This is a genomic window from Pseudomonas sp. NGC7, assembly GCF_047159675.1.
In the GTDB taxonomy this organism is placed as follows: domain Bacteria; phylum Pseudomonadota; class Gammaproteobacteria; order Pseudomonadales; family Pseudomonadaceae; genus Aquipseudomonas; species Aquipseudomonas kermanshahensis.
In genome coordinates this window covers 2,448,436-2,473,542 of record NZ_BAAFZY010000001.1, presented here as the reverse complement: position 1 = coordinate 2,473,542, position 25,107 = coordinate 2,448,436, and the positions used below count along the sequence as shown (strand labels likewise).

The following is a 25,107-nucleotide window of genomic DNA, read 5'->3' as shown; positions in this document are numbered from 1 at the left end:
ATGACCAGCATGCCCTTCTCCCGATTGTGCGGCCTGGCGTTGCGCCAGTTGCTACGCGACATCCGCGCCAGCGAAGTGCGCGTGCTGTTCTTTGCCCTGCTGGTGGCCGTTGCGGCCAGTACGGCGATTGGTTACTTCGGTGCCCGCCTCAACGGCGCCATGCAATTACGTGCCAGCGAATTCCTCGGTGCCGACCTGGTGCTGCAAGGCAGCGCACCTGCCCGGGACGAACAGATCAGCGCAGGCAAGGCCCTCGGCTTGCGCCACGCCCAAGTGGTCGAGTTCACCAGCGTGGTGGGCGGTGACAGCGGCATCCAGCTGTCTAGCGTCAAGGCCGCCGACGGCGCCTACCCCCTGCGCGGGCAAGTCCGCAGTGCCGCCGCCCCCTATGCCGAGGAAACCCCCGGGGGTGGCCCGGCGCCTGGGGAGGCATGGGTCGAACCAAGGCTGCTGGCCGCGCTGGGGCTCGCGATCGGTGACAGCATCGACGTGGGCATGAAAACCCTGCGCATGAGCCGCGTACTGACCTACGAGCCGGACCGCGCCAACAACTTCTATAGCCTGACCCCGCGGGTAATGATGAACCTGGCGGACCTGGCCGCGACCGGGGTGATCCAGCCGGGCAGCCGGGTGTCCTACCGCGACCTGTGGCGCGGCGACGTCGAAGCGCTGGCCCAGTACCGCCAGGCCGTGGAGAAAGACCTCGCGGCCAACCAGCGCCTGCTCGACACCCGCGATGGCAACCGCCAGATCGGGGGCGCCCTGAGCAAAGCGGAGCGCTACTTGAACATGGCAAGCCTGGTGGCGGTATTGCTGGCCGGCGTCGCCGTGGCCATGTCGGCCAGCCGCTACGCCGCCCGGCGCCTGGATGCCAGTGCGCTGCTTCGCTGCCTGGGCCTTTCCCGTCGGCAGGCCCTGGGCCTGTACTGTGTGCAGCTGGCCATGCTTGGCCTGGTAGCTGCCGTGGCAGGCGCCCTGCTCGGCTGGCTGGCACAACTGGGCCTGTTCCGGCTGCTGCACGGCCTGCTGCCGAGCGTGGTTCCGCCTGGCGGTGTCGTACCCGCGCTGGCCGGCATCGGCACCGGGCTGGTCGCCCTGGCTGGCTTCGCCCTGCCGCCCATCGCCGCCCTCGGCCAGGTCCCCCCGCTGCGCGTGCTGCGCCGTGACCTGCTGCCAGTGCCACCCAGCAGTTGGCTGGTGTATGGCGCCGCCTTATTGGCCCTGGGCCTGATCATGTGGCGCCTGAGCCTAGACCTGCTGCTGACCTTCGCACTGCTGGGCGGTGGCCTGGTCGCGGCGGTGGTGCTCGGCGGCCTGCTGCTACTGGGCCTGCGCAGCTTGCGCCAACTGTTGGTCGGTGCCCCGCTGGCCTGGCGCCTTGGGCTCGGACAATTGTTGCGCCATCCGTTGGCTGCCGCTGGCCAGGCCCTGGCTTTTGGCCTGATTCTGCTGGCCATGGCACTGGTCGCATTGCTGCGTGCCGAGCTGCTCGACACCTGGCAGGCACAATTGCCCAAGGATGCCCCCAACCACTTTGCCCTGAACATCCTGCCGGATGATCGTGAGCCCTTCGCTCAACAGCTGCAGCAGGTCAATGCAGCCTCGGCACCGCTGTACCCGGTAACGCCCGGCCGTCTGATCCAGATCAACCAGCAACCGGTGCAGCAGATCGTCAGCAAGGACTCCGCAGGCGAGCGCGCCGTGCAACGCGACCTCAGCCTGACGTGGGCCGCCGAATTGCCCAATGGCAATGCACTGACGGCAGGCGAATGGTGGCAGGCACTGCCGTCGGGCGATGAGATACCGGGCGTATCGGTGGAGGCCGAACTGGCCACGAGCCTGAAGCTGCAACTGGGTGACCTGCTGACCTTCGACATCGGGGGCCAGCAACGCCAGGCCCGGGTCAGCAGCCTGCGTAGCGTGCACTGGGACAGCTTCCAGCCGAACTTCTACATGATCTTCCAGCCTGGCACGCTGCAGGGGTTGCCCACGACTTACCTCACCAGCTTCTATCTGGCCCCAGGCCATGACCTGGATGTGGTCGCGCTGTCACGGGCTTTCCCGGCGGTGACCATCCTGCAGGTTGACGCGCTGCTGGATCAGCTGCGCAGTATCCTTGCCCAGGTCACCCTGGCGGTCGAGTACGTGCTGCTGTTCGTCTTGGCGGCAGGCTTGGCGGTGCTGTTCGCCGGCTTGCAGGCAACACTGGACGAACGCATTCGCCAAGGCGCCCTGCTGCGGGCACTGGGCGCGGCACGCCCATTGCTGGTCAAGGCAAGACGTATCGAGTTTGGCCTGCTGGGCGCAGCCAGCGGGTTGCTGGCTGCACTGGGTTGCGAGTTGATCACGCTGGTGCTGTACCGCTATGCCTTCGACCTGCAATGGAACCCGCACCCGTGGCTGCTTGTGCTACCGCTGGCAGGGGCAGTGCTGGTGGGGGGTGCTGGGGTGCTCGGCACGCGGCGGGCGCTCAATGCCAGCCCGTTGACGGTGTTGCGGGAGGGGTGAAAAAACCGCTACAGGAGCGTAATGCTGTTCACTCAAGAATGCTGGGGCCGCTCTGCGCCCCATCGCGGCACAAGGCCGCTCCCACACCGACCGCGTTATACCCCTAGGGCCGTTCCTACACGTAGCTGATGCTGTTGACGTACCAGGCCGCGTCGCCGGTCGGGGTCTGCACCACCACCTCGTCGCCCTCCTCCTTTTTGAGCAAGGCACGGGCCATGGGTGAGTCGATCGAGATGTAGTCGTTACGCCCATAGATCTCGTCATACCCGACAATGCGAAACTTCTTGGTCTCGCCCTCGTCGTTCTCGATCTCGACCCAGGCACCAAAAAACACCTTCCCTTCCTGCTCTGGCGAATACGCCACAACCTTTACATCTTCAAGGCGCTTGCGCAGGTACCGGACCCGGCGATCGATCTCGCGCAACAGCTTCTTGTTGTACTGGTAATCGGCATTCTCGCTGCGATCACCCAGCGATGCCGCCCAGGTCACCTTCTGGGTGATCTCGGGACGGTAGACACGCCACAGGTGATCCAGCTCTTTTTTCAGGGCCTCATGGCCTTCGGTGGTGATGATGTTGGTGCTCAACAGCGTTCTCCTCAACGGCGGGTGATCAGGCCTTGACGAGCGATGCGGGTGAGATGGCCAATGACTTCGGCGGCCTCGGCAGAGGCCGGGGCCTGAATGACCGCCAAGTCGAAACGGTCGTTGCCGTACTGCGCGAGATGGCAGCAGGTTTCGGTGAACTGGATAAGAAAGGCACGCGCCTGGCCCTTGCGACGTGAAAGGCCTTCGAGATGACGCAAAAGGGTAGGCTGATGCTGGCCACCGAGCAGGATGCGCGGTGTGCGGGAGGCCTCGTTTGCAGGCAACGGGCTCAAACAGACACTGGTACGTGGGCTACGTGGGCAACTCATGGTGCTTCTCTCCGCCTCGCGAATCCCGCTGGGCAGCGGTGGGAGGCGTCACCGAACCAGCGCTTTAGCGGTATTTCGGATGACCCGGAGGGGGCCTCTCCTGCGCCCCGCAAGTAGCTGTTTAAATCGGCGCAGGCGGTATGCTAGAGCTAGAAGCGCAAAGATTCAAGCCTCAAGCTGCACGATGCAGCTTGAGGCCCGGGGCCTGTCAGCGGGCGATCAGGCGGTCGAGGGAGAAGCGACCTGCACCTTCAATCATCACCGCCAAGGTGCCGGCCAGCAGCGCCAGGGCGAATTCATAACCATTGTTGGACATGAACAGGCCGTTGCCGATGTGCACCGAGAAGATCGCCACCACCAGGGTCACCGTCAGCGCCAGGGCCGCTGGCCGCGCCAACAAGCCGATCACCAGGGCCAGGCCGCCGAAGAACTCGGCGCTGCCAGACAGCAAGGCCATCAGGTAACCCGGTGCCAGCCCGATGCTTTCCATCCACTGGCCGGTGCCCTCCAGGCCATAGCCGCCAAACAGGCCGAACAGCTTCTGCGCGCCATGCGCCATGAAGATGATGCCGACCAGGATACGGATCACGCTGAGGCCAGCGCCTGCACGGGTTGCGATCACTGCGTTGAGGGAGGTGGTGTTCATGTTGTGGCGTCCTTGAATCCGGGAAGTTGTGTTGGAATGGCGCCATCATAATCAATTCAATGAATATGAAAATCGCAAAAACCCCAACATAACAATCGACAAAATCGATTTGTCAGCGCTTGGCTACTCGCTCCAGAACAGCACGCTCACGGTTGAACGCCAGGAAGTACTTGTTGACACTGTTGACGAAGTTGACTGGCCCCATGCCCACCTGCTCCATTGCAATGCGCTCGGTCTGGAAGAACCACTGGTTGCCGTTGAGCCCGCGACGGCGGGCTTCGGCACGCATCGCCTGGACCCGTTCAGGCCCCAGGTTATAGGCCGCCAGCACAAACGCCATGCGCTCTCGCTCGTTGATCTGGGCACTGGCAAAGAACTTGCGCCGGATCAGCGCCAGGTAGCGGGCACTGGCTTGGACGTTGCCATCGACCGTGGCGGTATTGCTCACCCCGACCCGTTGCGCGGCCGACGGGGTAATCTGCATCAGGCCATGGGCGCCGCCCGTGCCGCGGGCCGATGGGTTGAGTGTCGATTCCTTGAAGGCCAGGGCGGCCAGGTTGAGCCAGTCGATCTGCTGCGCCTCGCCATGCTTCTGCAGCACCGCACGCACTGCACTCAGCCGCTGCCGATCCTTGCTCGCCAAGGGGTTGTGTACGCGGTACTGGCGACGGTAGATGCGCTCGAACGCGGCATCCTGGTTATCCGGTGCGCGGTAACCCTGCAGAAAGCGATCGACGCTGGCCAGTAGCTGTGGCGCGTCGCGCCCCACGTACCAGCGCATGGCTTGCGGCGCCCCCAGGTGCACACGGCTGTCCAGGCGCAGACGCGGCATCACCCTGGCCCAACGCAGGGCAATCGGGCGTTCGACCACCGTCAGGTGATAGATACCGGCCTGGACCATTTCCAGCACGTCTTCCACCGCCAGGGTCGAGTCGACCCACTCCACCTTGATCGGCGCACGCTTGCGCAAGGCCAATTGCTGGTTTACCTGCTGGATCAAAGGCCCAGCGGCACTGGCACTGGTCAAGGCGACCGTACGCCCCGACAACTGTTCGACATGGCTGAAACTGCGCTCGCCTTTGCGCCCGACCAGCAACAGCGGCACTTGGTCGAGCACCGGCGCGCTACTGCTGACGCCCCGTACCACCACCGGGTCGAGCAGTTCGCCTGGGGCAGCCAGGTCCCCTTCGCCGCGCTGCAGGGCGCCCAGCAACTGCTCTTTGGCGCGGGGGATGAGTTTCAACTGAATCTGCTGCCCATCGCCAGCCCGGGCATTCAGGTAATGCTCAAGCGCGCGCAGGCGATAGTATTCGATGCCGACCGGCTCGCCCTTGACCTCGCCAGAGCTGTTGCGGCTTTGATTAACCAACACCCGCAGCACCTTGCTGCTACGGATCTGCTGCAGGTCACGCAGCTTGCTGGGCGGGATATTTTGCTGCGGCCCTGGCAGGCGTGCGTGGGCAGCACCGGCAGTGGTCAGCCCAAGCATCAGCAAGAAGGTCAGCATGTATCGCAGCATGCGAAAGCGTGTCCGAGGTCGGTGGGCGGCGTTCATGTGGCATCGCCGCTTCGGGATAAATGACGGCAGAAGACCACGGCAACAGCATGAAGTTCTTGGTTTTTTCCGAGAAACGCGGATTTTGCTATGCTGGCCGCCCCGCGGCACGAGAGAGCACCATGCAACTGATCGATATCGGCGTCAACCTGACCAACAGCAGTTTCCACGACCAACAGGCGGCCATCGTTGAGCGCGCCATCGAGGCAGGCGTGGCGCAAATGGTCCTGACGGGCACCAGCCTGGCGGTCAGCGAGCAGGCGCTGGAGCTGTGCCAGCAGCTGGATGCAAGCGCTGAACACCTGTTCGCCACCGCTGGCGTGCACCCTCACGATGCCAAATCCTGGGATGCCAACAGCGAGCGTCAGCTGCGCCAATTGCTGAATGAGCAGCGGGTACGGGCAGTGGGCGAATGCGGCTTGGACTTCAACCGCGACTTCTCCCCTCGCCCGCTGCAGGAAAAGGCCTTGGAAGCTCAACTGGCGCTGGCTGCCGAACTGGGCTTGCCGGTGTTTCTGCACGAACGTGATGCCAGCGAGCGCTTACTGGCCATCCTCAAGGGCTACCGCGACCACCTGAGCGGTGCCGTGGTGCACTGTTTTACCGGCGAGCGTCAAGCATTGTTCGCTTATCTGGACATGGACCTGCACATCGGCATAACCGGCTGGATCTGCGATGAACGCCGCGGAACGCACCTGCATCCCCTGGTCGGCAACATCCCGGAAGGCCGCCTGATGCTCGAGAGCGATGCGCCCTACCTGCTGCCGCGCAGCCTGAAGCCCAAGCCTAAAAACGGCCGTAACGAACCGGCGTTTCTACCGGAGGTGCTGAGGGAAGTGGCGTTGCACCGGGGCGAGCCCGTGGAGCACACGGCAGCCCATACGACGGCGGCTGCACGGGCATTCTTTCGGCTAGCCTAAGCTGGCCCCAGGGGGGCCGCTGCGCGGCCCATCGCAGGCAAGCCAGCTCCTACAGATGTAGCGTATTTCTTGAGAATCTCGCTCACCTGTAGGAGCTGGCTTGCCTGCGATGGGCTGCACAGCAGCCCCAATTAAGGCGGATGAAGCTTAACTGACTGGTATTAGCCCTGCCCTGTTTTTTCTTGATACATATCAAGAATGCCTCTGTCGGGTGCAGGCACAATGATGGCACCTTGCCAATATTGTTTTCGCTCAACTCAGAGAAGACCTGCCCATGGGTGCCTGGCTTAGCAATGTTTCCCTGAAGTACAAGTTCTGGGCCGTCAACGCGGTGGCCTTTGTCACGACCTTGTTGCTGGTGCTCTACGCCGTGCACCTGGAGCAACGCGCCCGCGCCGACGCGGCCCAGGCGCAAGCTGCGGCACAAGCCCAGCTGTTGTCCGCCTGGCCTGCCGGGCAAGCGCTGCCCCGGCAAGCCAATGTCATCACCTGGTTGCCGGGCCAGACGCCAAGTTTTGCTGGCGAACCGATCGAAGCCCTGCGCAACGCCCAGGGCTGGGTCGACCTGCCCGCCGCGTGGCTGCTGGGCGACAACCCGCTGCGCGGCGCCCAGGTGCTGCAACACGGCGACCAGCAGGTTGCCGTACTGGCCCAGTCGCCAAGCGTGCGCCAGGTGTTCTTCGAACGCTTCACCAACTACGCCGTGTGCGTACTGATCCTGATGCTGGCTATGCTCGGTGCTTCGCAGTTGCTTATCCGCTTCCTGCTCAGCCAACTCAACACCCTCAAAGACGTCATGCTGCACGTGGAGAAGACCGGCGACCTGTCGGCACGGGTGCCGCTGGCATGTGGCGACGAAGTCGGCCAGATGGCGGGGGCTTTCAATGCCATGCAGTCGACCTACCACCGTGTGGTCAGCACCGTGGCCCTCACCGCCGCGCAACTCGACGCCGGTGCAGCGCGCCTGGCGTCTAGCATGAACGACGTGCGCCACGGCATGCTCGGCCAGCAAAGCGAAACCGACCAGGCCGCCACGGCCATCAACGAGATGTCGGCCACGGTGCACCACATTGCCCAGCATGCCGGCGCTACCCGCGACCTGTCGCAGACGGCCGATACGCTCGCCGGCAGCGGCCAGGAAGTGGTTAGCCGCGTACAGGATTCGATCGCAGGGTTGTCCAGCGGCGTGCAGCAGACCGCCGAGATGATCCGCCAACTGGCCGAGGACAGCCAGAAGATCAACGGCGTGGTGGGGGTGATCCACAGCATTGCCGAGCAAACCAACCTGCTGGCACTGAACGCCGCCATCGAAGCAGCACGCGCGGGTGACCTGGGCCGCGGCTTCGCGGTGGTCGCCGATGAAGTACGCAACCTGGCCAAACGCGTGCAGACCTCGACCGACGAGATCACCACCATGGTCTCCGCGCTTCAGTCCGGCACCCGCGATGCGGTGGAGTTCATGCAGGAAAGCTCGTACAAGGCCGACGATTGCGTTAAACAGGCCCAGGCAGCCGGTGAAGCGCTGGCCGAGATTACCGGTGCAGTGGCGCAGATGCGCGAAAGCAATACCCAAATCGCCGTAGCTGCCGAAGAGCAAAGCCAGGTGGCCGAAGAAATGAACCGGGCGGTGGTGAGCATCCGTGATGTCACCGAACACACCGTGCAACAGACCGTCGGCTCGGCCACCACCAGCAACGAATTAGCGACTTTGGCTGGCGAACTGAACAAGGCCATAGGCCAGCTCAAGCTATAGTCACCTTAGCGTGTCACGATAGCCAGGCTCGATTGGCCCCCTCCCGGGGGCCGCACTAAGCTTTGGGCATGACCGAGAGGAAATACCCATGAGCAAACGCCTGCCCAATCTGCCCGCCTGGCAATGGCGTGGCTATCACCACAATCATCGCCACCCGACCAACCTGGCGCTGCACCTGATTGCCGTACCTCTGTTCATTCTCGGCGTGCTGCTGGTGTTGTCCGGCCTTTTTGCCCTGGACTTGGGTCAGCTTGCCGTTGGCATCATTTCTCTGATCGCTGGCCTGGGCCTGCAACGTCACGGGCATCGACTGGAAGCCCAACAACCCGAGCCGTTCGCCAACCGCAAGGACGCCGTACAGCGCCTGCTGACCGAACAGTTCATCACTTTTCCGCGCTTTGTATTGAGCGGGGCCTGGTGGCGGGCTTGGCGCGAACGGCACAAGCATCGCCACTAAAGGCTGAAGCGGACCTCTAGGCGAAAACCGTAACCGTTTGACGGCTTAGCGCCAGTAACTCGCCCTCAGCCGACCAGAGCGCGGCGGCGGCATGCCCATAACCATCACGTGCGTATTCGGTCTCGACGCAATAGCGGCACCAGTCCAGTGTCGACAGCGTCGGCGTGGGCTGGATGAATTCGATGGTCCAGGTCAGCGTACTGCCGGCTGCCGGCTGTTTCAGGTGCGGCAACAGGCTCGGTGGCCAAGCATCTACCAAAGCCAGCAGGTGAGACACGTTCAACGCTTCGTCGGCGATGTCGCGCAAGCGTACCCAGCCGCCCATCTGCCGCGAATCGTTGCCACTGAATGGCAGCCCGCCCACCGCCCAGCGAAGGGCTACATGGCGCATGAATTCCGGGGTCACGCCTTTGATGTAAGGGAGTTCTGGGGCGGCTTGCTCCAGCGGGTTCATGGCAAACGCCGGTTGCGCCGGGATGTCGACCACCGAGGGGCGGCCTGCACCGAAATTACCCTGTACCAGCGTCACCACCTGCCCTTCCTGCACCGCTCGGCCAAGCAAGGTAGTGACAGCCTTGCCTTCACGCAGCACGTCGACCTCGAAACGAATCGGTACATCCGCCGCCGCGGGCGCCACGAAGCTGATGGCCAAGGAACGCACAGGGCGGTCATCGGTCAGCTTCAGGCGCATTGCTTCATAGACCATGGCGGCCATCAACCCGCCGAAGGCCGCGCGGCCCTGGGCCCAGGTCGGGGGGACGGTTACCGATTCAGCATTCGCTCGCACGGCGTCGAGCAGTTCAGTGAAGTTCATCGCACGTAGGCTCCTGCAGCGTATCGATCTGGGGGCACGTAGTGCACGCGCCCTGCATCGAAACATACTAACCAGCCCGCCTGCACCGATCAGGCCCTAAATCGGTCATATGCCGGGCTATCGCTGCTTCAACGCCACCTGCAAAGCCTCCAACGTGAGGTCGGATTGACGCTCCGCCTCATGCAGCTCTTGCTCCCAGTCGATCTTGCACGGCGCCAGGTCGGCGTGCTCGCGCGCTTGCAGCAACCATTGCAGGCGGTCATGCCAAGTGCCCAGGTCACCCTGGGCCTTTTTCAGTAGGCGCTGCAGTTTTTTTCCGGCATGCTCGAGTTGCGGATAGGCCTCATCACCGTAGCGTGCACGCTTGATCAACAGCCGCAGCCGATGCCGATCGTGGGCCGGGTCTGCCAGTGCCTTGCGCAGCTTGCGCCATTGCTGAACCAAGCGTTTGTCGACGCGTTTTTCCAGCGCATCCGTCAGGCCCTCGCGATCCGCCGCACGCAGGAACAACGGAAACGCATCCACGATCGCCAGCAGACGGGTCAGTTGCGGGCTGCCAGCGACACTGGCAAAGGCCTTGCCCCGCCCTGCCAGCCGCCGCTGCCCGACCTCGACCAAGCCTCGCCCGACCAGCTCGGCCGCCAGCACCTCACGGTCACGCAACGGCGTCGTCAATGTGCCCAGGGACTTGGCAGCGGCCTCCAGCTGTTCGACACCCGGCAACCCCCGCAGCGGCCGCAGCAGGCTGCGCAAGCGCCGTACAGCGATGCGCAGGTCGTGCAGTGCCTCGCTGTCGGTATCCGCGGCAAGCCGCTCGCGGCAGGCCAGCAGGCGCACTTGCAAGGCCAGGATTTGTGAAATGACATGATCGAGCATGGCAGACATGGGACGCTCCTCGGTCAGCGGCCAGCGCGCGACTCACGAATGTAGAAACGCGCCTTCTCGGCCTTCTTGGTGCACCCTTCAAAACCTTCGAACTGCTGCTGGGTCTTGGCCCCCGTCAGCAGCGACAACGCCTTCGAATAACTGACAGTACCGGCAAACCCTTCGGCCTTCGCCAGGTCGAGCTCCTTCCAGGCGGCATCCAGCTGGGTCGCGCAGCTGTCACGGTAGGCCGTCTTGCCCGCACAGCCAGCAAGGGCCAGGGCAATCAGTGGAAGGCAGATCCAGGCTTTCATCGGTAATTCCTCAAAGTCAAAAGAGTGGCTGTTCGACGCATGGGCAAGCAAAAAGTGCCCGCGGGTGGGCTTTGCTTAGCGTAGATCAGCGCGGTCTACATTGAAGCACAGGCAGCAATGGGTGCATTGTTAAACCATGGTTGCACAGGCTGAGGGAAAATCATGAGTAAACGCGTGGCGCTGGTGTTGGGGTCGGGGGGTGCACGAGGGTATGCACACATCGGAGTGATCGAGGAAATAGAGCGGCGTGGCTACGACATTGCCTGCGTTGCCGGCTGCTCCATGGGGGCGGTAATTGGCGGCATCTACGCCGCCGGCAAACTCGATGAGTATCGCAACTGGATCGAAAGCCTCGACTATCTGGATGTACTGCGCCTGGTCGACGTCAGCTTTCGCCTCGGTGCGATCCGCGGTGACAAGGTTTTCGGACAAATCCGCAAAATCGTCGGCGACATCAACATCGAACAGTTGCGCATTCCCTACACCGCCGTGGCCACCGACCTCACCCACCAGCAGGAGATCTGGTTTCAGGAAGGTTGCCTGCACCAGGCCATGCGCGCTTCGGCGGCGATCCCCAGCCTGTTCACCCCCGTGATGCAGGGTAACCGCATGCTGGTCGATGGCGGCATTCTCAACCCGCTGCCGATCGTGCCGGTGGTGTCCAGCCATTGCGACCTGATCATTGCGGTCAACCTCAACGCCACCAACCAGAAGCAGTACCAGTTGCCGGTGATCGAACGCCCGGCAGCCTTCAAGATGCGCTTCGATTCGCTGCTTAGCTCACTGGGTTCGCGCCTGCCGTTCCGGCGCAAGCCGGCGGAAGAACTGATACGTATCGAACAGGAAATCGTTGCCGAAGGCCTGGCGCCACCCAGCCCATGGCTGGCGGATGTCGCCGACCCGGAAGGCCAGCAGCCCGCGGCCGCGCCCGAGCACGAAGGCGCACCCAAGTCGGCCACCGGCTCGTTCATCATCGACAACGTGGGGCCGGCTTCGCTGCTGGACCTGATCAACCAGAGCTTCGAGGTGATGCAGACGTCGTTGGCGCAGTACAAGATCGCCGGTTACCCGCCAGATGTGTTGATCAACGTACCGAAGCGGGTGTGCCGGTTCTTCGAGTTCTACAAGGCACCCGAGCTGATCGCCCTGGGGCGGGAGATTGCGCGGGACACGCTGGACAACTACGAAGGGGTGAAGCGCTAGGAGGCTGTGGTGTGTGTAGGAGCGGCCTTGCGTCGCGAAAGGGCTGCGCAGCAGCCCCTGGATCTCAGCGTCGCCGCATAGACTGCTGGGGCTGCTACGCAACCCTTTCGCGACGCAAGGCCGCTCCTACAAAAGGCCAGAAACAAGACAGGCCGCATTACGCGGCCTGTCTTGTCATGCAGTGATCACTCAGTAACGGGTGATATCAGCATTGGCTTCGAGCTGCTTGCGGTAAGCCGCAAAGTCTTGCTGGCCGGCACGTGACGCGAGGTAGCGGCGAATCTGCTGTTTCTCTTCGTCGGTGGCGGCGGCGCCTTCGTTGACACCTTTGAGCTGCAAGACAACCAGGCTACCATCGCCCAGGACCACGCTGCTGTATACCGGCTTGTCCTTGGCTTGCGGCTTGCCAAGGCGGAACACGGCCTGCAGTTCGGCCGGGTCGATACCCTCCTCACCGCGGGTCACCGCCTCGTAGGCTTTCCAGCCCTGCCCTTCATGGACGCTGCCAGCGGCAACAGAACCATCACGCAGGCCGGCAATCAGCTTGTCCGCCTTGGTCTTAAGCTCGGCAGTCGCCTTCTCCTTGGCCAGGTGTTCGCTGATGTTCTTGGCCACGGCTTCCAGCGGCAGTTGTTCTGGCTTGCGGTGCTCCTTGACGCGCAGCACCACGGTGGTTTCCGGATCGAGCTCGATGGCAGTGCTGTTGGCACCCTCTTCCAGCACTTCTTCCGAGAACGCCGCCTGGACTACCGCACGGTTGGCGGTGATACCTTCGCCACCCTCACGGCCGAAGGCTGCGGAGGTGTGCACCTTCAGGTTCAGGTCCTGTGCCGGCTGAGCCAGGTCAGACGCCTCGTACGCGGCATCCTGCAACTGCTTGCTGGCGTCGACGTAGCGCTGTTCCACCAGCGGGATCTTCAGGTCACGGGTGAGCTTGTCTTTCAGGCTGGCAAAGCTCGGTACTTCCGGCGCCTCGACACCCAGCAGCTTGATCAGGTGGTAACCGAACTCGGTGCGAACCGGGGCCGATACCTGGCCATCCTTCAGCTTGTACAAGGCATCTTCGAAGGCTGGGTCGTACACGCCCGGGCCGGCGAAGCCAAGGTCACCACCGCTGTTGGCCGAACCTGGGTCCTGGGAGAACTCCTTGGCCAGTGCGGCGAAGTTTTCACCCTTGGCCAGGCGCTGCTCGATCTCTTCGGCACGGGCCTTGGCCTGGGCGTCGGTGACCTTGTCGTTGACCTCGATGAGAATGTGCGCGGCATGGCGCTGCTCGGCGAGGTTGGCGATTTCTTTCTCGTACTGGGCCTTGAGTTCGTCGTCGCTGACCTTGACCTGGTCGAAGAACACCGACTTTTTCAGCTCGATGTAATCGATGACCACCTGGTCGGGCGACATGAATTCCTTGGCGTGCTTCTCGTAGTGCGCCTTGACCTCTTCTTCGCTGACCTTGACCGCGGCCGGGTCGGCCTTGAAGGTCAGGGAGGCGAAATCACGGGTCTGCTTCTCAAGGCGTGCAAACGCCTCGACCTGCTTGTCAGTGACGAAACTGCTGCCGGCAAGGCCGGTACGCAATTGGCCAATGAGCATTTCTTCGGCGAGCATGTCGCGGAATTGCAGGCGGCCGTAGCCCATCTGGCGAATGACCTGGTCGAAACGATCGGCGTTGAACTTGCCGTCAACCTGGAATTCCGGGGTTTGCAGGATCACTTGATCCAGCGCGGCCTCGGAGAAGGCGAACTTGGCATCTTCAGCACCTTGCAACAACAGCTTGCGGGTGATCAGGCCTTTGAGCGCCTCATCACGCAGCAGCTTGTCATCCAGCAGTGCAGGGTCGAAATCCTTGCCCAGCTGTTGCATCAGCTGGCGGCGCTGCATGTCGGCCGCTTGGCTCAGCTCGTTCTGGCTGATGGTCTGGCCGTTCACCTTGGCGGCGTCCTGGCTATGGCTGGCAGCTTGGAAAATGGCCTCGAAGCCGGTCAACGCCATCAACACGACGATTAGGCCGATGATGGTCTTGGCAATCCAACCTTGTGAATTGTCCCTGATATTTTGCAGCATGCGTCCCCCAGAAACGGCTGTACCACTGCGTCGACAACCGCGGAGCGTGGGTAGAATCCTGATAAAAGAAAGGCGCATCCGAGGATGCGCCTTTTCTTAGCAAACGTGTCAGGCGGGAACGTTTGCGACCCGCCTTAACGTGCTCGGACCTGGCGAAGCCGGGCCCGGCTGAAAGAGACGACTTAGTTGACGGCGTCTTTCAGGCCTTTGCCAGCCTTGAAACCTGGAACCTTGGCAGCAGCGATTTTGATGGCGTTGCCGGTTTGCGGGTTGCGGCCGGTGCGCTCGGCGCGCTCCTTGACCGAGAAGGTGCCGAAGCCAACCAGAACGACGTCGTCGCCTGCTTTCAGGGCACCCGTTACGGAGTCGATCACAGCGTCCAGAGCCTTACCTGCGGTAGCTTTGGAAATGTCAGCCGATGCAGCGATAGCGTCAATCAGTTCCGACTTGTTCACTCTAAGTCCCCTTATTTCTCTATTGAGTTTGTTTCTAAGTATGTAATGAAAAGCGTATCAAACGAGTGCTGGGTGGCCTGATAACAATAGCGTGCCGCTTTATAGCAAGGCCCCGAAAAAACTGTCAAGGAAAGCCCCCCAGCCAAAAACTACTAATGCGTGCTGATTCTTTCCTTCGCGTCGCTGTCGCGCTTCTCTTCCTTCGCGACAATCTCCGGAGCCACATCTGGCAAGGGCTCCGGGGCGTATTGCAGCGCAATTTGCAGGACTTCGTCAATCCATTTGACCGGTTTGATCTGAAGATCCTGTTTGATATTTTCCGGAATCTCCTTCAAATCGCGAACATTCTCCTCGGGAATGATCACCGTCTTGATACCACCACGGTGTGCCGCCAGCAGTTTTTCCTTCAACCCACCAATGGCCAGCACCTGGCCACGCAGGGTGATCTCGCCGGTCATGGCCACATCGGCACGCACCGGAATCTGCGTCAGCGCCGACACCAGCGCGGTGCACATGCCAACACCGGCACTCGGGCCATCCTTCGGCGTAGCACCTTCAGGCATGTGGATGTGCACATCGTGCTTCTCGTGGAAGTCGGCTGCGATGCCCAGGCTGCGGGCGCGGCTGCGTACCACGGTCTGCGCGGCAGTGATCGACTCGACCATGACATCGCCCAGGGAACCGGTCTTGATCAGCTGGCCCTTGCCAGGGATGACCACGGCCTCGATGGTCAGCAACTCGCCGCCCACTTGGGTCCATGCCAGGCCGGTCACCTGGCCGATCTGGTCCTGCTGCTCGGCGAGGCCGTAGCGGAACTTGCGCACGCCCAGCAGGTGCTCGAGCTGCTCGCTGGACACCTTGACCTTGACCTGCTTCTGGCCGGTATGTTCCTTGACCACCTTGCGGCAGACCTTGGCAATTTGCCGCTCCAGGCCCCGCACACCGGCTTCGCGGGTGTAGTAGCGGATAATGTCGCGGATCGCCGAGATATCGACCTCGAGCTCTTCCTTCTTCAAGCCGTTGGCTTTGACCTGCTTGGGCACCAGGTACTTGACTGCGATGTTGATCTTCTCGTCTTCGGTATAGCCAGGCAGACGGATGACCTCCATCCGGTCCAGCAGCGCTGGCGGGATGTTCATCGAGTTGGAGGTGCACAGGAACATCACGTCCGAGAGGTCGTAGTCGACTTCCAGGTAGTGGTCGTTGAAGTTGTGGTTCTGCTCAGGGTCGAGCACTTCGAGCAGCGCCGAGGCAGGGTCGCCACGCATGTCACTGCCCATCTTGTCGATTTCGTCGAGCAGGAACAGCGGGTTACGCACGCCAACCTTGGTCATCTTCTGGATCAGACGACCTGGCATGGAGCCAATGTAGGTACGACGGTGGCCACGAATCTCGGCCTCGTCACGCACACCGCCGAGGGCCATGCGCACGAACTTGCGGTTGGTAGCAGCGGCAATCGACTCGGCCAGCGAGGTTTTACCGACGCCAGGCGGGCCGACCAGGCACAGCACCGGGCCGCGGATTTTCTTGACGCGCTTTTGCACGGCAAGGTATTCGAGAATGCGTTCCTTGACCTCTTCCAGGCCATAGTGGTCGGCATCGAGGATTTCCTCGGCCTTGGTCAGGTCCAGGCGCACCTTGCTCTGGGCCTTCCACGGCACCTGCACGAGCCAGTCAAGGTAGGAGCGAACCACCGTAGCCTCGGCCGACATCGGCGACATCTGCTTGAGCTTGTTCAGCTCGGCCTGGGCCTTGGTCAGGGCATCTTTGGGCAGGCCAGCGGCTTCGATGCGCTTTTTCAGCTCTTCGACTTCGTTGTGGCCTTCGTCGCCATCGCCGAGCTCTTTCTGAATGGCCTTCATCTGCTCATTCAGGTAGTACTCGCGCTGGCTGCGCTCCATCTGCTTCTTGACCCGACCACGGATGCGCTTCTCGACCTGCAACAGGTCGATCTCGGCATCCAGCAACGCCAACACGTGCTCGACGCGGGTCGCCAGGTCGACAATCTCGAGGATTTCCTGCTTCTGCTCGATTTTCAGCGCCATGTGCGCGGCCATGGTATCGACCAGGCGCCCAGGCTCTTCGATGCTGTTCAACGAGGACAGCACTTCAGCAGGGACTTTTTTGCCCAGCTGCACGTACTGCTCGAACTGCGACAGCAACGTGCGCACGAAGACCTCCGACTCGCGCTCGGCGGCGTCGACTTCGTCGATCAGGGAGACTTCGGCACGGATGTGCCCTTCCACGTCCGTGAAGCGCTCTACCGCGCCACGCTGCTCGCCCTCTACCAGCACCTTGACGGTGCCATCAGGCAGCTTCAGCAATTGCAGTACGGTGGCAACGGTGCCGACGCGGTACAAGGCATCTTCGCCTGGATCGTCATCGGCTGGGTTTTTCTGGGCCAGCAGCAGAATCTGCTTCTCGCCCGTCATCGCGGCCTCTAGGGCTTCAATGGATTTTTCGCGCCCCACAAACAGCGGGATGACCATGTGCGGGTAAACAACGACATCGCGCAATGGCAAAAGAGGCAAGTCGAGGGTGGTCTTCATGATTTCGCCTCTAACAGCGGCCTTGATGGCCGGAAACCGGTGGAAATGATGCTTGGACCTAATGTGGGGGCACGCTTGGGAAATTACAAGCGCTTGCGCAGGAAAAGCAGAAAGGGGCCCGTAGGCCCCTTTCTTGCTTGCAACCATCACCCAAGCATCACCTGAATCAGGCGTCGGGTGCGGCCTTGGCTTGCGGCTCGCTGTTCTCGTAGATCATCAGCGGCTGCGAAGTCCCTTCGATGACGCTCTCATCGATCACCACCTTGCTGACATCCTTCTGCGAAGGAATCTCGTACATGGTGTCGAGCAGCACGCCTTCGAGGATGGAACGCAGGCCACGGGCGCCCGTCTTGCGCTCCAGAGCCTTGCGAGCAACGGCCTTGAGCGCATCGCTGCGGAACTCGAGGTCGACGCTTTCCATCTCGAACAGCTTGGCATACTGCTTGGTCAGTGCGTTTTTCGGCTCGGTGAGGATCTGCATCAACGCAGCCTCGTCCAGCTCATCGAGCGTCGCCAGTACTGGCAAACGGCCAACGAACTCTGGGATCAGGCCAAACTTGACCAGATCGTCCGGCTCGACTTCACGCAAGGACTCGCCAACTTTCTTGCCTTCTTCCTTGCTACGTACTTCTGCACTGAAGCCGATGCCACCCTTGGTGGAGCGGTTCTGGATGACCTTTTCCAGGCCAGAGAACGCGCCACCGCAAATGAACAGGATGTTGCGGGTATCAACCTGCAGGAATTCCTGTTGCGGGTGCTTGCGCCCACCTTGCGGTGGAACCGAAGCAACGGTGCCTTCGATCAGCTTCAACAGCGCCTGCTGCACGCCTTCGCCCGAGACGTCACGGGTGATGGACGGGTTATCCGACTTGCGCGAAATCTTGTCGATTTCGTCGATGTAGACAATGCCCATCTGGGCCTTTTCCACGTCGTAGTCGCACTTCTGCAGCAGTTTCTGAATGATGTTCTCGACGTCCTCACCCACATAACCGGCTTCGGTCAGGGTGGTGGCATCGGCAATGGTGAACGGTACGTTCAACAGGCGTGCAAGGGTTTCGGCGAGCAGGGTCTTGCCCGAGCCAGTAGGCCCGATGAGCAGGATGTTACTCTTGCCGAGTTCGACTTCGTCGCCCTTCTTGTCACGCTGGTTAAGGCGCTTGTAGTGGTTGTATACCGCTACGGCCAGCACCTTCTTAGCGCGCTCCTGACCAATCACGTACTGGTCCAGGATGCCGCTGATTTCTTTCGGCGAAGGCAATTTGTGCGCGCTGCTCTCGGCCTGGGCTTCCTGCACCTCCTCACGGATGATGTCGTTGCACAGGTCGACGCACTCGTCGCAGATAAATACCGAGGGCCCGGCAATCAATTTGCGCACTTCGTGCTGGCTTTTGCCGCAGAAGGAGCAATAGAGCAATTTGCCGCTGTCCTCGCCGTTACGGGTGTCAGTCATTCGATCGATCCAATCCGGTAGGCTTGCAACACAAGATGAAGGCAATTGCGGGCTTTTTCAAGTCCGCAGGTAGGCGCTTTCGGCACCCACCTGCTCTGGCCCCTGGGATCAGGAGGCCAGTTGCCGCTTGTCGTATACCGAGTCGATCAGGCCGTACTCGGCCGCGCGCGAGGCGCTCATGAAGTTGTCACGCTCGGTGTCGCGCTTGATGGTCTCCAGATCCTGGCCAGTGTGGTAGGCCAGCAGCTCGTTCAGACGCGCCTTGATATTGAGGATTTCCTGGGCATGGATCTCGATATCGGTAGCCTGGCCCTGGAAGCCGCCCAGCGGCTGGTGAATCATCACGCGCGAGTTCGGCAGGCAGTGACGCTTGCCTTTGGCACCGGCAGTCAGCAGGAACGCACCCATGCTGCAGGCCTGGCCGATGCAGATGGTCGAAACATCCGGCTTGATGAACTGCATGGTGTCGTAGATCGACATGCCAGCGGTGACCGAGCCACCGGGCGAGTTGATGTACAGATGGATATCCTTGTCCGGGTTTTCCGCTTCGAGGAACAGCATCTGCGCAACGACGAGGTTGGCCATGTAATCCTCTACCGGGCCAACCAGGAAAATCACACGCTCCTTCAACAGGCGCGAGTAGATGTCGTAAGCGCGTTCGCCACGGGCGGACTGCTCGATAACCATCGGGACCAGGCCGCCTGCGGCCTGGATGTCAGAGCTCTGCTGAATATAAGAATTGCGGGACATGTCCTGCGCTCACTCCCAAATAGTCATGGCTTGAATACGCACAAGCCAGCGCGAAGGCTGGCTTGTGGGGGTTTCCTACGAGAGTAGCGTATTACTCGGCTTCGGCAGGTGCCTGGGCTGGTTTTACGGCTTCTTCGTACGAGACCGACTTGTCGGTCACAGTCGCTTTCTGCAGAACAGTATCTACAACTTGTTCTTCCAGCACAACCGAACGGACTTCGTTCAGTTGCTGGTCGTTCTTGTAGTACCAGGAGATGACCTGCTCAGGCTCTTGGTAAGCCGAAGCCATTTCTTCGATCATTTCGCGAACCTTGCCTTCGTCTGGCTTCAGTTCGAACTGCTTGACCACTTCAGCGACGATCAGGCCCAGGACCACACGGCGCTTGGCTTGCTCTTCGAACAGCTCAGCTGGCAGTTGCTCAGGCTTGATGTTGCCACCGAACTGCTGAACAGCCTGCACGCGCAGACGGTTGACTTCGTTTTCCAGCAGGGCTTTTGGCACTTCGATCGGGTTGGCAGCCAGCAGACCGTCCATGACTTGGTTCTTGACCTTGGCCTTGATTGCCTGACGCAGTTCACGCTCCATGTTCTTGCGAACTTCGGCGCGGAAGCCTTCCAGGGTCGATTCCTTGATACCGAACTGAGCGAAGAAGGCTTCGTTCAGCTCAGGCAGCGCAGGGGCCGAAACGCTGTTGACAGTGATGGTGAACTCAGCGGCCTTGCCGGCCAGGTCCAGGTTCTGATAGTCCTCTGGGAAGGTCACGTTGACAACGCGCTCTTCGCCAGCCTTGGCGCCAACCAGGCCTTCTTCGAAGCCTGGGATCATGCGGCCGGAGCCCAGAACCAGTTGGGTGCCCTTGGCCGAACCGCCAGCGAACACTTCACCGTCGACCTTGCCGACGAAGTCGATGTTGACCTGGTCGTCGTTCTGCGCGGCGCGATCAACTTCTTCGAAGCGGGTGTTCTGCTTGCGCAGGACTTCCAGCATGTTGTCCAGGTCGGCATCAGCCACTTCGGCGCTCAGGCGCTCGACGTTGATCGACTCCAGGCCAGCAACGGTGAACTCTGGGAACACTTCGAAGATTGCGACAAATTCCAGGTCCTTGCCCTTTTCGAAGGACTTCGGCTCGACGGCTGGAGCGCCGGCCGGGTTCAGCTTCTGCTCGACCACGGCTTCGTAGAACGAAGACTGGACCAGATCACCGAACACTTCCTGACGGGCGTCAGCTTCGAAACGCTGACGAATCACGCTCATCGGTACCTTGCCAGGACGGAAGCCTGCAACCTTGGCACGACGGGCAGTCTGTTGCAGACGCTTGTTGACTTCGGTCTCGACGCGCTCGGCCGGGACGGCGATGGTCATGCGGCGCTCGAGAGCGGAAGTGTTTTCAACAGAAACTTGCATGGATATTCCTCGTTGCACAGACGTTAGCCGGCGTTAGCCCGACTCCAGAATCAAGGGCAAGCATTCTAGTGAGTCGCGCAGCAGAAGTCACCCCACTCGGGACGACGGGAAACCACGCCGGTCGATTAACTTGCAAGGCCCGCACGGCTTACCGCCGAGCCCCTTTCAATTGAGGCTGCGTAGCGCCTTTGGCGACGCGCAACCGTAATAACTTGTCAAACAACTGCAGCCTACGAAATCGCTTCCTTTATTGAGGGTCGATCTCGTTGAACTGGCAGTACTCTTCCCACGCCATGCCCAGCGCCTCAGCGACCTCGCGATGGGTCTCCAGGCGCATGGCCTGCAGTTGCTCAGGGCTTTCGGCGATCAGTTGCAGCGCCAGCTCCCAAGGCTCGATGCCCTGCTCCTGCGCCGCATCTTCGAACGCCCACTCAATCTGCTGAGCTTGCTCACGCGCATCCAACTCGCGGATTTCTTCGAGCAGTTGCGGATTGGCTTCGGCGAAGCGCTGCAGCGCCAGGGCCTGACGGGCTTCTTTTGCAATCATGGGGTTATCCTCTGCCGACCTCTTGGCCGGTGTTTCAACCGGCTGAAATCTATCAGCTTTTATTGGGGTGTCACCAGAGGATTGCAAGGCCCAAATTGAACACTTCACCCCAAAAACCCACAAAAAAAGCCGCAATCAGCGGCTTTTTCGCAACACAAAAAAAACAAAGGCGCCCGATCTTACGATCAAGGCGCCTTTGAAAAAATATGGGGTGGACGATGGGAATCGAACCCACGACAACCGGAATCACAATCCGGCGCTCTACCAACTGAGCTACGCCCACCATATTGCGGTGTTGCGGTACAACCTTACAGAAGCATGGTGCGGACGAAGAGACTCGAACTCTTACAGCTTGCGCCGCTGGAACCTAAATCCAGTGTGTCTACCAATTTCACCACGTCCGCGTAACGCTTAAAACAAAGGCGCCAGATACTATCAAGGCGCCTTTGTAAAATATGGGGTGGACGATGGGAATCGAACCCACGACAACCGGAATCACAATCCGGCGCTCTACCAACTGAGCTACGCCCACCATATTGCGGTACATCTACTTGCTTGCCTAAGCTGCCTGATGGCGCACCCGGCAGGACTCGAACCTGCGACCATCCGCTTAGAAGGCGGATGCTCTATCCAGCTGAGCTACGGGCGCATAAGCGATCAGCCTAACCGAACGATGCTTTAGCAGAGAACCGCTAAACCATTCATTCTGCCCGACTTTGCCAACCAGTGCTAGGCAGTGCCCGACAAGTGCGGCGAATGTTATAGTCGAGGCGCAGGGTCGTCAACATCTTTCTCAAAAAAATTTAAATTATTTAAGGGGTTAGGGGATTTGCCCGACCACCCGCCTTTGCCCTCGGGCCGTGTCGTGCGAGAATGTGCCCTCTTTATTGTTTCCTTCTCGATGGTTAATCACGCGTCTATGACTGCACACCTAATCGATGGCAAGGCGATCGCCGCCAGCCTGCGCCAGCAGATCGCTCAACGTGTCGTGGAGCGTCGCCAGCAAGGCCTGCGCACCCCAGGCCTGGCTGTGATCCTGGTCGGCACCGACCCCGCCTCCCAAGTCTATGTCTCGCACAAACGCAAGGACTGTGAAGAGGTCGGCTTCATTTCCCAGGCGTTCGACCTGCCCAGCGAAACCACGCAGCAAACCCTGACCGACCTGATCGACCGCCTCAATGATGACCCGGCTGTCGACGGTATCCTGCTGCAGCTGCCGCTGCCCGCGCACCTGGACGCCTCGCTGCTGCTCGAGCGTATTCGTCCGGACAAGGATGTCGATGGCTTCCACCCTTACAACATCGGTCGCCTGGCCCAGCGCATCCCGCTGCTGCGCCCGTGCACGCCCAAAGGTATCATGACCCTGCTCGAAAGCACCGGTCAGGACCTGTACGGCATGAACGCAGTGATCGTCGGCGCGTCCAACATCGTCGGCCGCCCCATGGCCATGGAACTGCTGCTGGCAGGCTGCACCGTCACTGTCTGCCACCGCTTCACCAAGGACCTGGCCGGCCACGTTGGCCGTGCCGACTTGGTGGTCGTGGCCGCCGGCAAGCCGGGGCTGGTCAAGGGTGAGTGGGTCAAGGAAGGCGCCATCGTCATCGACGTGGGCATCAACCGCCAGGAAGACGGCAAGCTGGTCGGCGATGTGGTCTACGAGACCGCCCTGCCGCGCGCGGGCTGGATCACCCCGGTGCCCGGTGGTGTCGGGCCGATGACCCGGGCGTGCTTGCTGGAAAACACGCTGTATGCGGCAGAAGAGCTGCATAAGTAACAAGGCGTGAAATAAAAACGGCACCTTCTGCAGGTGCCGTTTTTTTTGCCTGAAGGTTTTCGGCTTGCTGCACCGGCCTCTTCGCGGGGCAACGCGGTCATCAGCCGATTACTTGCGCGCTGCCTCCCACGACTTCAGCAACTCGGTGTAGCTCACCGTCTCGCCCTTGGGCTTCTCGTTGGCCAGCTTCGGCTTCGGCGCACCCGGCTGGTCATACCAATACTGGGCATCCTTTTCCGGATTGAGCTTCGGTGCACAGGTCGCCTGTGCGTTGGAACGCTGCAGCCGTTCCATCATGCGGTCCTGATCGCGGGCCAGGCCATCCAGCGCCTCCTGCGGGGTCTTTTCGCCACTGGCCACTTCGGCGATATGGCTCCACCACAACTGCGCCAGCCGCGGGTAGTCAGGCACGTTGGTGCCGGTGGGCGTCCATTGCACCCGCGCCGGGCTGCGGTAGAACTCCACCAACCCACCCAGCTTGGGCGCCAGGTCCGTCATGGCCTGGGAGTTGATGTCCGACTCACGAATCGGCGTCAGGCCGACGATGGTCTTTTTCAGCGAAACGGTCTTGGAGGTTACGAACTGCGCATACAACCAGGCGGCCAGGCGTTGCTTCTCCGGGGTGGATTTGAAGAAGGTCCACGACCCCGTGTCCTGATAGCCCAACTTCATCCCCTCCTCCCAATACGGCCCTTTCGGCGACGGCGCCATGCGCCACTTCGGCGTGCCGTCGGCATTGACCACCGGCAAGCCGGGTTTGGTCATGTCGGCGGTAAAAGCCGTGTACCAGAAGATCTGCTGGGCAATGTTGCCTTGGGCCGGCACCGGGCCCGCCTCAGAGAAGGTCATGCCCTGGGCTTCCTTGGGCGCGTAGGCACGCATCCAGTCCACGTACTTCTGCGTCGCATAGACCGCCGCGGGGCCGTTTGTGTCACCGCCTCGGGTAACGCTCGAGCCCACCGGGTGGCAGTCCTCGACGCGAATCCCCCACTCGTCCACTGGCAAACCATTGGGCAGGCCTTTGTCGCCACCACCGGCCATCGAGAACCAGGCATCGGTGAAGCGCCACCCCAGCGAGGGGTCTTTCTTGCCGTAGTCCATGTGGCCGTACACGCGCTTGCCGTCGATTTCCTTGACGTCTTCGGTGAAGAATTGGGCGATGTCCTCGTAGGCCGACCAGTTCACCGGTACGCCCAGTTCATAACCGTACTTTTCCTTGAATTTGGCTTTTAGCTCAGGCCGCTCGAACCAGTCGGCACGGAACCAGTAAAGGTTGGCGAACTGCTGGTCAGGCAGTTGGTAGACCTTGCCATCCGGGGCGGTGGTGAAGGAGATGCCGATGAAGTCTTTCAAGTCCAGCGTCGGCGAGGTGTAGGCCTTGCCCTCGTTGGCCATCAGGTCGGTGATCGACTCGACCTTGCCATAACGAAAGTGCGTGCCGATCAGGTCCGAATCGTTGACCCAGCCGTCATAGATGTTCTTGTCCGACTGCATCTGCGTCTGCAGCTTCTCCACCACGTCGCCTTCCTGCAGCAGGTCGTGGGTCAGCTGGATGCCGGTGATCTCGCTGAATGCCTTGGCCAGCACCTTGGACTCGTATTCATGGGTGGTGATGGTTTCCGACACCACGTTGATCTTCATCCCACGAAACGGTTCGGCAGCCTTGATGAACCACTTGAGTTCGGCCAACTGCTGCTCTGGGGTCAGGGTCGACGGTTTGAACTCACTGCCGATCCACTTGTTCGCCGCGTCCTCGTACTGGTCGGCCCACGCCATCCCGTGCACGCTGGCCAGCACCAGCAACGCGGCCAGGGTCAAATGTCGCCGTTTGTGATTGTTGTGGAACATTGTGATCTCCCGATTGAGTTATTCCCGGAGCCGTCGCTCAGCCCCAGCGCAACACCACCACGAGCCAGCCCAGCGACAGCAGCGAGGCCACCCACAAAGGCCAGTCGCTGACCCCGACTACCAGCAAGTGCAGGTAGGCGCTGGCCAGCAGGCCGATGAACAACCGGTCGCCACGGCTGGTGACGATCGGCAGGAAGCCGCGCCGCTCCACGCAGGGGCGGCGCAGTTCAAGCAGGGTCATGCACAACAGCAGCACGCCGACGGCCGCGAAGAACAGCGCCGTGGGCAGGGTCCAGGCCATCCATTCCATGTGCTCCCC

General features: G+C 61.3%; 22 protein-coding genes and 4 tRNA genes. 6 read left to right on the top strand and 20 right to left on the bottom strand.

The annotated features are described in order from the left end of the window. Positions 1-2,508, top strand: a complete 2,508-nt coding sequence (locus ACMCNM_RS11320) for an ABC transporter permease (protein ID WP_339548706.1) — start codon at positions 1-3, stop codon at positions 2,506-2,508. A gap of 115 nt (positions 2,509-2,623) precedes the next feature. On the opposite strand, the gene greB is transcribed toward ACMCNM_RS11320, so the two are convergent. From greB to ACMCNM_RS11300, 4 genes are all read right to left on the bottom strand, one after another. Continuing rightward, complete coding sequence (greB, locus tag ACMCNM_RS11315; protein ID WP_099429931.1) at positions 2,624-3,094, bottom strand: transcription elongation factor GreB; 471 nt, start codon at positions 3,092-3,094, stop codon at positions 2,624-2,626. An 11-nt stretch (positions 3,095-3,105) separates the two neighbouring features. After that, positions 3,106-3,423: a hypothetical protein gene (locus ACMCNM_RS11310; RefSeq protein WP_027593938.1), complete on the bottom strand. Its 318-nt coding sequence runs from the start codon at positions 3,421-3,423 to the stop codon at positions 3,106-3,108. A 208-nt stretch (positions 3,424-3,631) separates the two neighbouring features. After that, positions 3,632-4,069, bottom strand: a complete 438-nt coding sequence (locus ACMCNM_RS11305; RefSeq protein WP_027593939.1) for a DoxX family protein — start codon at positions 4,067-4,069, stop codon at positions 3,632-3,634. Positions 4,070-4,181: 112 nt separating this feature from the next. After that, complete coding sequence (locus ACMCNM_RS11300) at positions 4,182-5,588, bottom strand: transglycosylase SLT domain-containing protein (protein ID WP_412764359.1); 1,407 nt, start codon at positions 5,586-5,588, stop codon at positions 4,182-4,184. Positions 5,589-5,746: 158 nt separating this feature from the next. Between ACMCNM_RS11300 and ACMCNM_RS11295 the strand changes: the two genes are divergently transcribed. From ACMCNM_RS11295 to ACMCNM_RS11285, 3 genes are all read left to right on the top strand, one after another. Continuing rightward, positions 5,747-6,544, top strand: a complete 798-nt coding sequence (locus ACMCNM_RS11295) for a TatD family hydrolase (RefSeq protein WP_412764358.1) — start codon at positions 5,747-5,749, stop codon at positions 6,542-6,544. Between the two features lie 274 nt (positions 6,545-6,818). Next, positions 6,819-8,297 (top strand): methyl-accepting chemotaxis protein, encoded by a 1,479-nt coding sequence (locus tag ACMCNM_RS11290; protein WP_412764357.1) that lies wholly within the window; start codon positions 6,819-6,821, stop codon positions 8,295-8,297. 88 nt (positions 8,298-8,385) lie between these two features. Then, positions 8,386-8,754 carry an Mpo1-like protein gene (locus ACMCNM_RS11285; protein WP_027593943.1) on the top strand — a complete coding sequence of 123 codons (369 nt, stop codon included), beginning with the start codon at positions 8,386-8,388 and terminating at the stop codon, positions 8,752-8,754. Positions 8,755-8,770: 16 nt separating this feature from the next. Here the strand turns inward: ACMCNM_RS11285 and ACMCNM_RS11280 are convergent, their stop codons facing one another. From ACMCNM_RS11280 to ACMCNM_RS11270, 3 genes are all read right to left on the bottom strand, one after another. Beyond that, positions 8,771-9,568, bottom strand: a complete 798-nt coding sequence (locus tag ACMCNM_RS11280; protein ID WP_412764356.1) for an acyl-CoA thioesterase — start codon at positions 9,566-9,568, stop codon at positions 8,771-8,773. A 117-nt stretch (positions 9,569-9,685) separates the two neighbouring features. Beyond that, positions 9,686-10,453, bottom strand: a complete 768-nt coding sequence (locus ACMCNM_RS11275; protein ID WP_412764355.1) for a CHAD domain-containing protein — start codon at positions 10,451-10,453, stop codon at positions 9,686-9,688. Between the two features lie 14 nt (positions 10,454-10,467). After that, positions 10,468-10,746: a hypothetical protein gene (locus ACMCNM_RS11270; RefSeq protein WP_027593946.1), complete on the bottom strand. Its 279-nt coding sequence runs from the start codon at positions 10,744-10,746 to the stop codon at positions 10,468-10,470. A gap of 162 nt (positions 10,747-10,908) precedes the next feature. Here ACMCNM_RS11270 and ACMCNM_RS11265 point away from each other — a divergent pair, with 162 nt between their 5' ends. Next, positions 10,909-11,949 (top strand): patatin-like phospholipase family protein, encoded by a 1,041-nt coding sequence (locus ACMCNM_RS11265; RefSeq protein WP_099453473.1) that lies wholly within the window; start codon positions 10,909-10,911, stop codon positions 11,947-11,949. 189 nt (positions 11,950-12,138) lie between these two features. Here the strand turns inward: ACMCNM_RS11265 and ACMCNM_RS11260 are convergent, their stop codons facing one another. The 11 genes from ACMCNM_RS11260 to ACMCNM_RS11210 form a co-directional block, all read right to left on the bottom strand. Next, a complete protein-coding gene (locus ACMCNM_RS11260; RefSeq protein ID WP_186679025.1) occupies positions 12,139-14,010 on the bottom strand; it encodes a SurA N-terminal domain-containing protein in 1,872 nt (623 codons plus the stop codon). 182 nt (positions 14,011-14,192) lie between these two features. Continuing rightward, positions 14,193-14,465, bottom strand: a complete 273-nt coding sequence (locus tag ACMCNM_RS11255) for an HU family DNA-binding protein (protein ID WP_027593949.1) — start codon at positions 14,463-14,465, stop codon at positions 14,193-14,195. 152 nt (positions 14,466-14,617) lie between these two features. Then, complete coding sequence (lon, locus tag ACMCNM_RS11250; RefSeq protein ID WP_412764354.1) at positions 14,618-17,014, bottom strand: endopeptidase La; 2,397 nt, start codon at positions 17,012-17,014, stop codon at positions 14,618-14,620. 166 nt (positions 17,015-17,180) lie between these two features. Further along, on the bottom strand, positions 17,181-18,464 hold the full coding sequence (gene clpX / locus ACMCNM_RS11245) for an ATP-dependent Clp protease ATP-binding subunit ClpX (RefSeq protein WP_033699106.1): 1,284 nt from the start codon (positions 18,462-18,464) through the stop codon (positions 17,181-17,183). A gap of 108 nt (positions 18,465-18,572) precedes the next feature. Beyond that, positions 18,573-19,214 carry an ATP-dependent Clp endopeptidase proteolytic subunit ClpP gene (gene clpP, locus ACMCNM_RS11240; protein ID WP_027593952.1) on the bottom strand — a complete coding sequence of 214 codons (642 nt, stop codon included), beginning with the start codon at positions 19,212-19,214 and terminating at the stop codon, positions 18,573-18,575. Between the two features lie 91 nt (positions 19,215-19,305). Next, positions 19,306-20,619, bottom strand: a complete 1,314-nt coding sequence (tig, locus tag ACMCNM_RS11235; protein ID WP_085273229.1) for a trigger factor — start codon at positions 20,617-20,619, stop codon at positions 19,306-19,308. 247 nt (positions 20,620-20,866) lie between these two features. Then, positions 20,867-21,166: a DUF6388 family protein gene (locus ACMCNM_RS11230; protein ID WP_099453469.1), complete on the bottom strand. Its 300-nt coding sequence runs from the start codon at positions 21,164-21,166 to the stop codon at positions 20,867-20,869. Positions 21,167-21,373: 207 nt separating this feature from the next. After that, positions 21,374-21,449 (bottom strand) — tRNA-His (locus ACMCNM_RS11225). Positions 21,450-21,485: 36 nt separating this feature from the next. Beyond that, positions 21,486-21,570, bottom strand: a tRNA-Leu gene (locus tag ACMCNM_RS11220). 52 nt (positions 21,571-21,622) lie between these two features. Further along, positions 21,623-21,698, bottom strand: a tRNA-His gene (locus ACMCNM_RS11215). A 40-nt stretch (positions 21,699-21,738) separates the two neighbouring features. Continuing rightward, a tRNA-Arg gene (locus ACMCNM_RS11210) sits at positions 21,739-21,815 on the bottom strand. 270 nt (positions 21,816-22,085) lie between these two features. Here ACMCNM_RS11210 and folD point away from each other — a divergent pair. Then, a complete protein-coding gene (folD, locus tag ACMCNM_RS11205; RefSeq protein ID WP_027593957.1) occupies positions 22,086-22,940 on the top strand; it encodes a bifunctional methylenetetrahydrofolate dehydrogenase/methenyltetrahydrofolate cyclohydrolase FolD in 855 nt (284 codons plus the stop codon). Between the two features lie 108 nt (positions 22,941-23,048). Here folD and ACMCNM_RS11200 read toward each other — a convergent pair whose 3' ends face one another. Together ACMCNM_RS11200 and ACMCNM_RS11195 are read right to left on the bottom strand one after the other, a co-directional pair. After that, the gene (locus tag ACMCNM_RS11200) at positions 23,049-24,788 is read right to left on the bottom strand and encodes an ABC transporter substrate-binding protein (protein ID WP_027593958.1); all 1,740 of its coding nucleotides are present in this window, start codon (positions 24,786-24,788) and stop codon (positions 23,049-23,051) included. A gap of 37 nt (positions 24,789-24,825) precedes the next feature. Then, positions 24,826-25,098, bottom strand: a complete 273-nt coding sequence (locus ACMCNM_RS11195; protein ID WP_186704199.1) for a DUF2160 domain-containing protein — start codon at positions 25,096-25,098, stop codon at positions 24,826-24,828. Between the last annotated feature and the right edge of the window lie 9 nt (positions 25,099-25,107).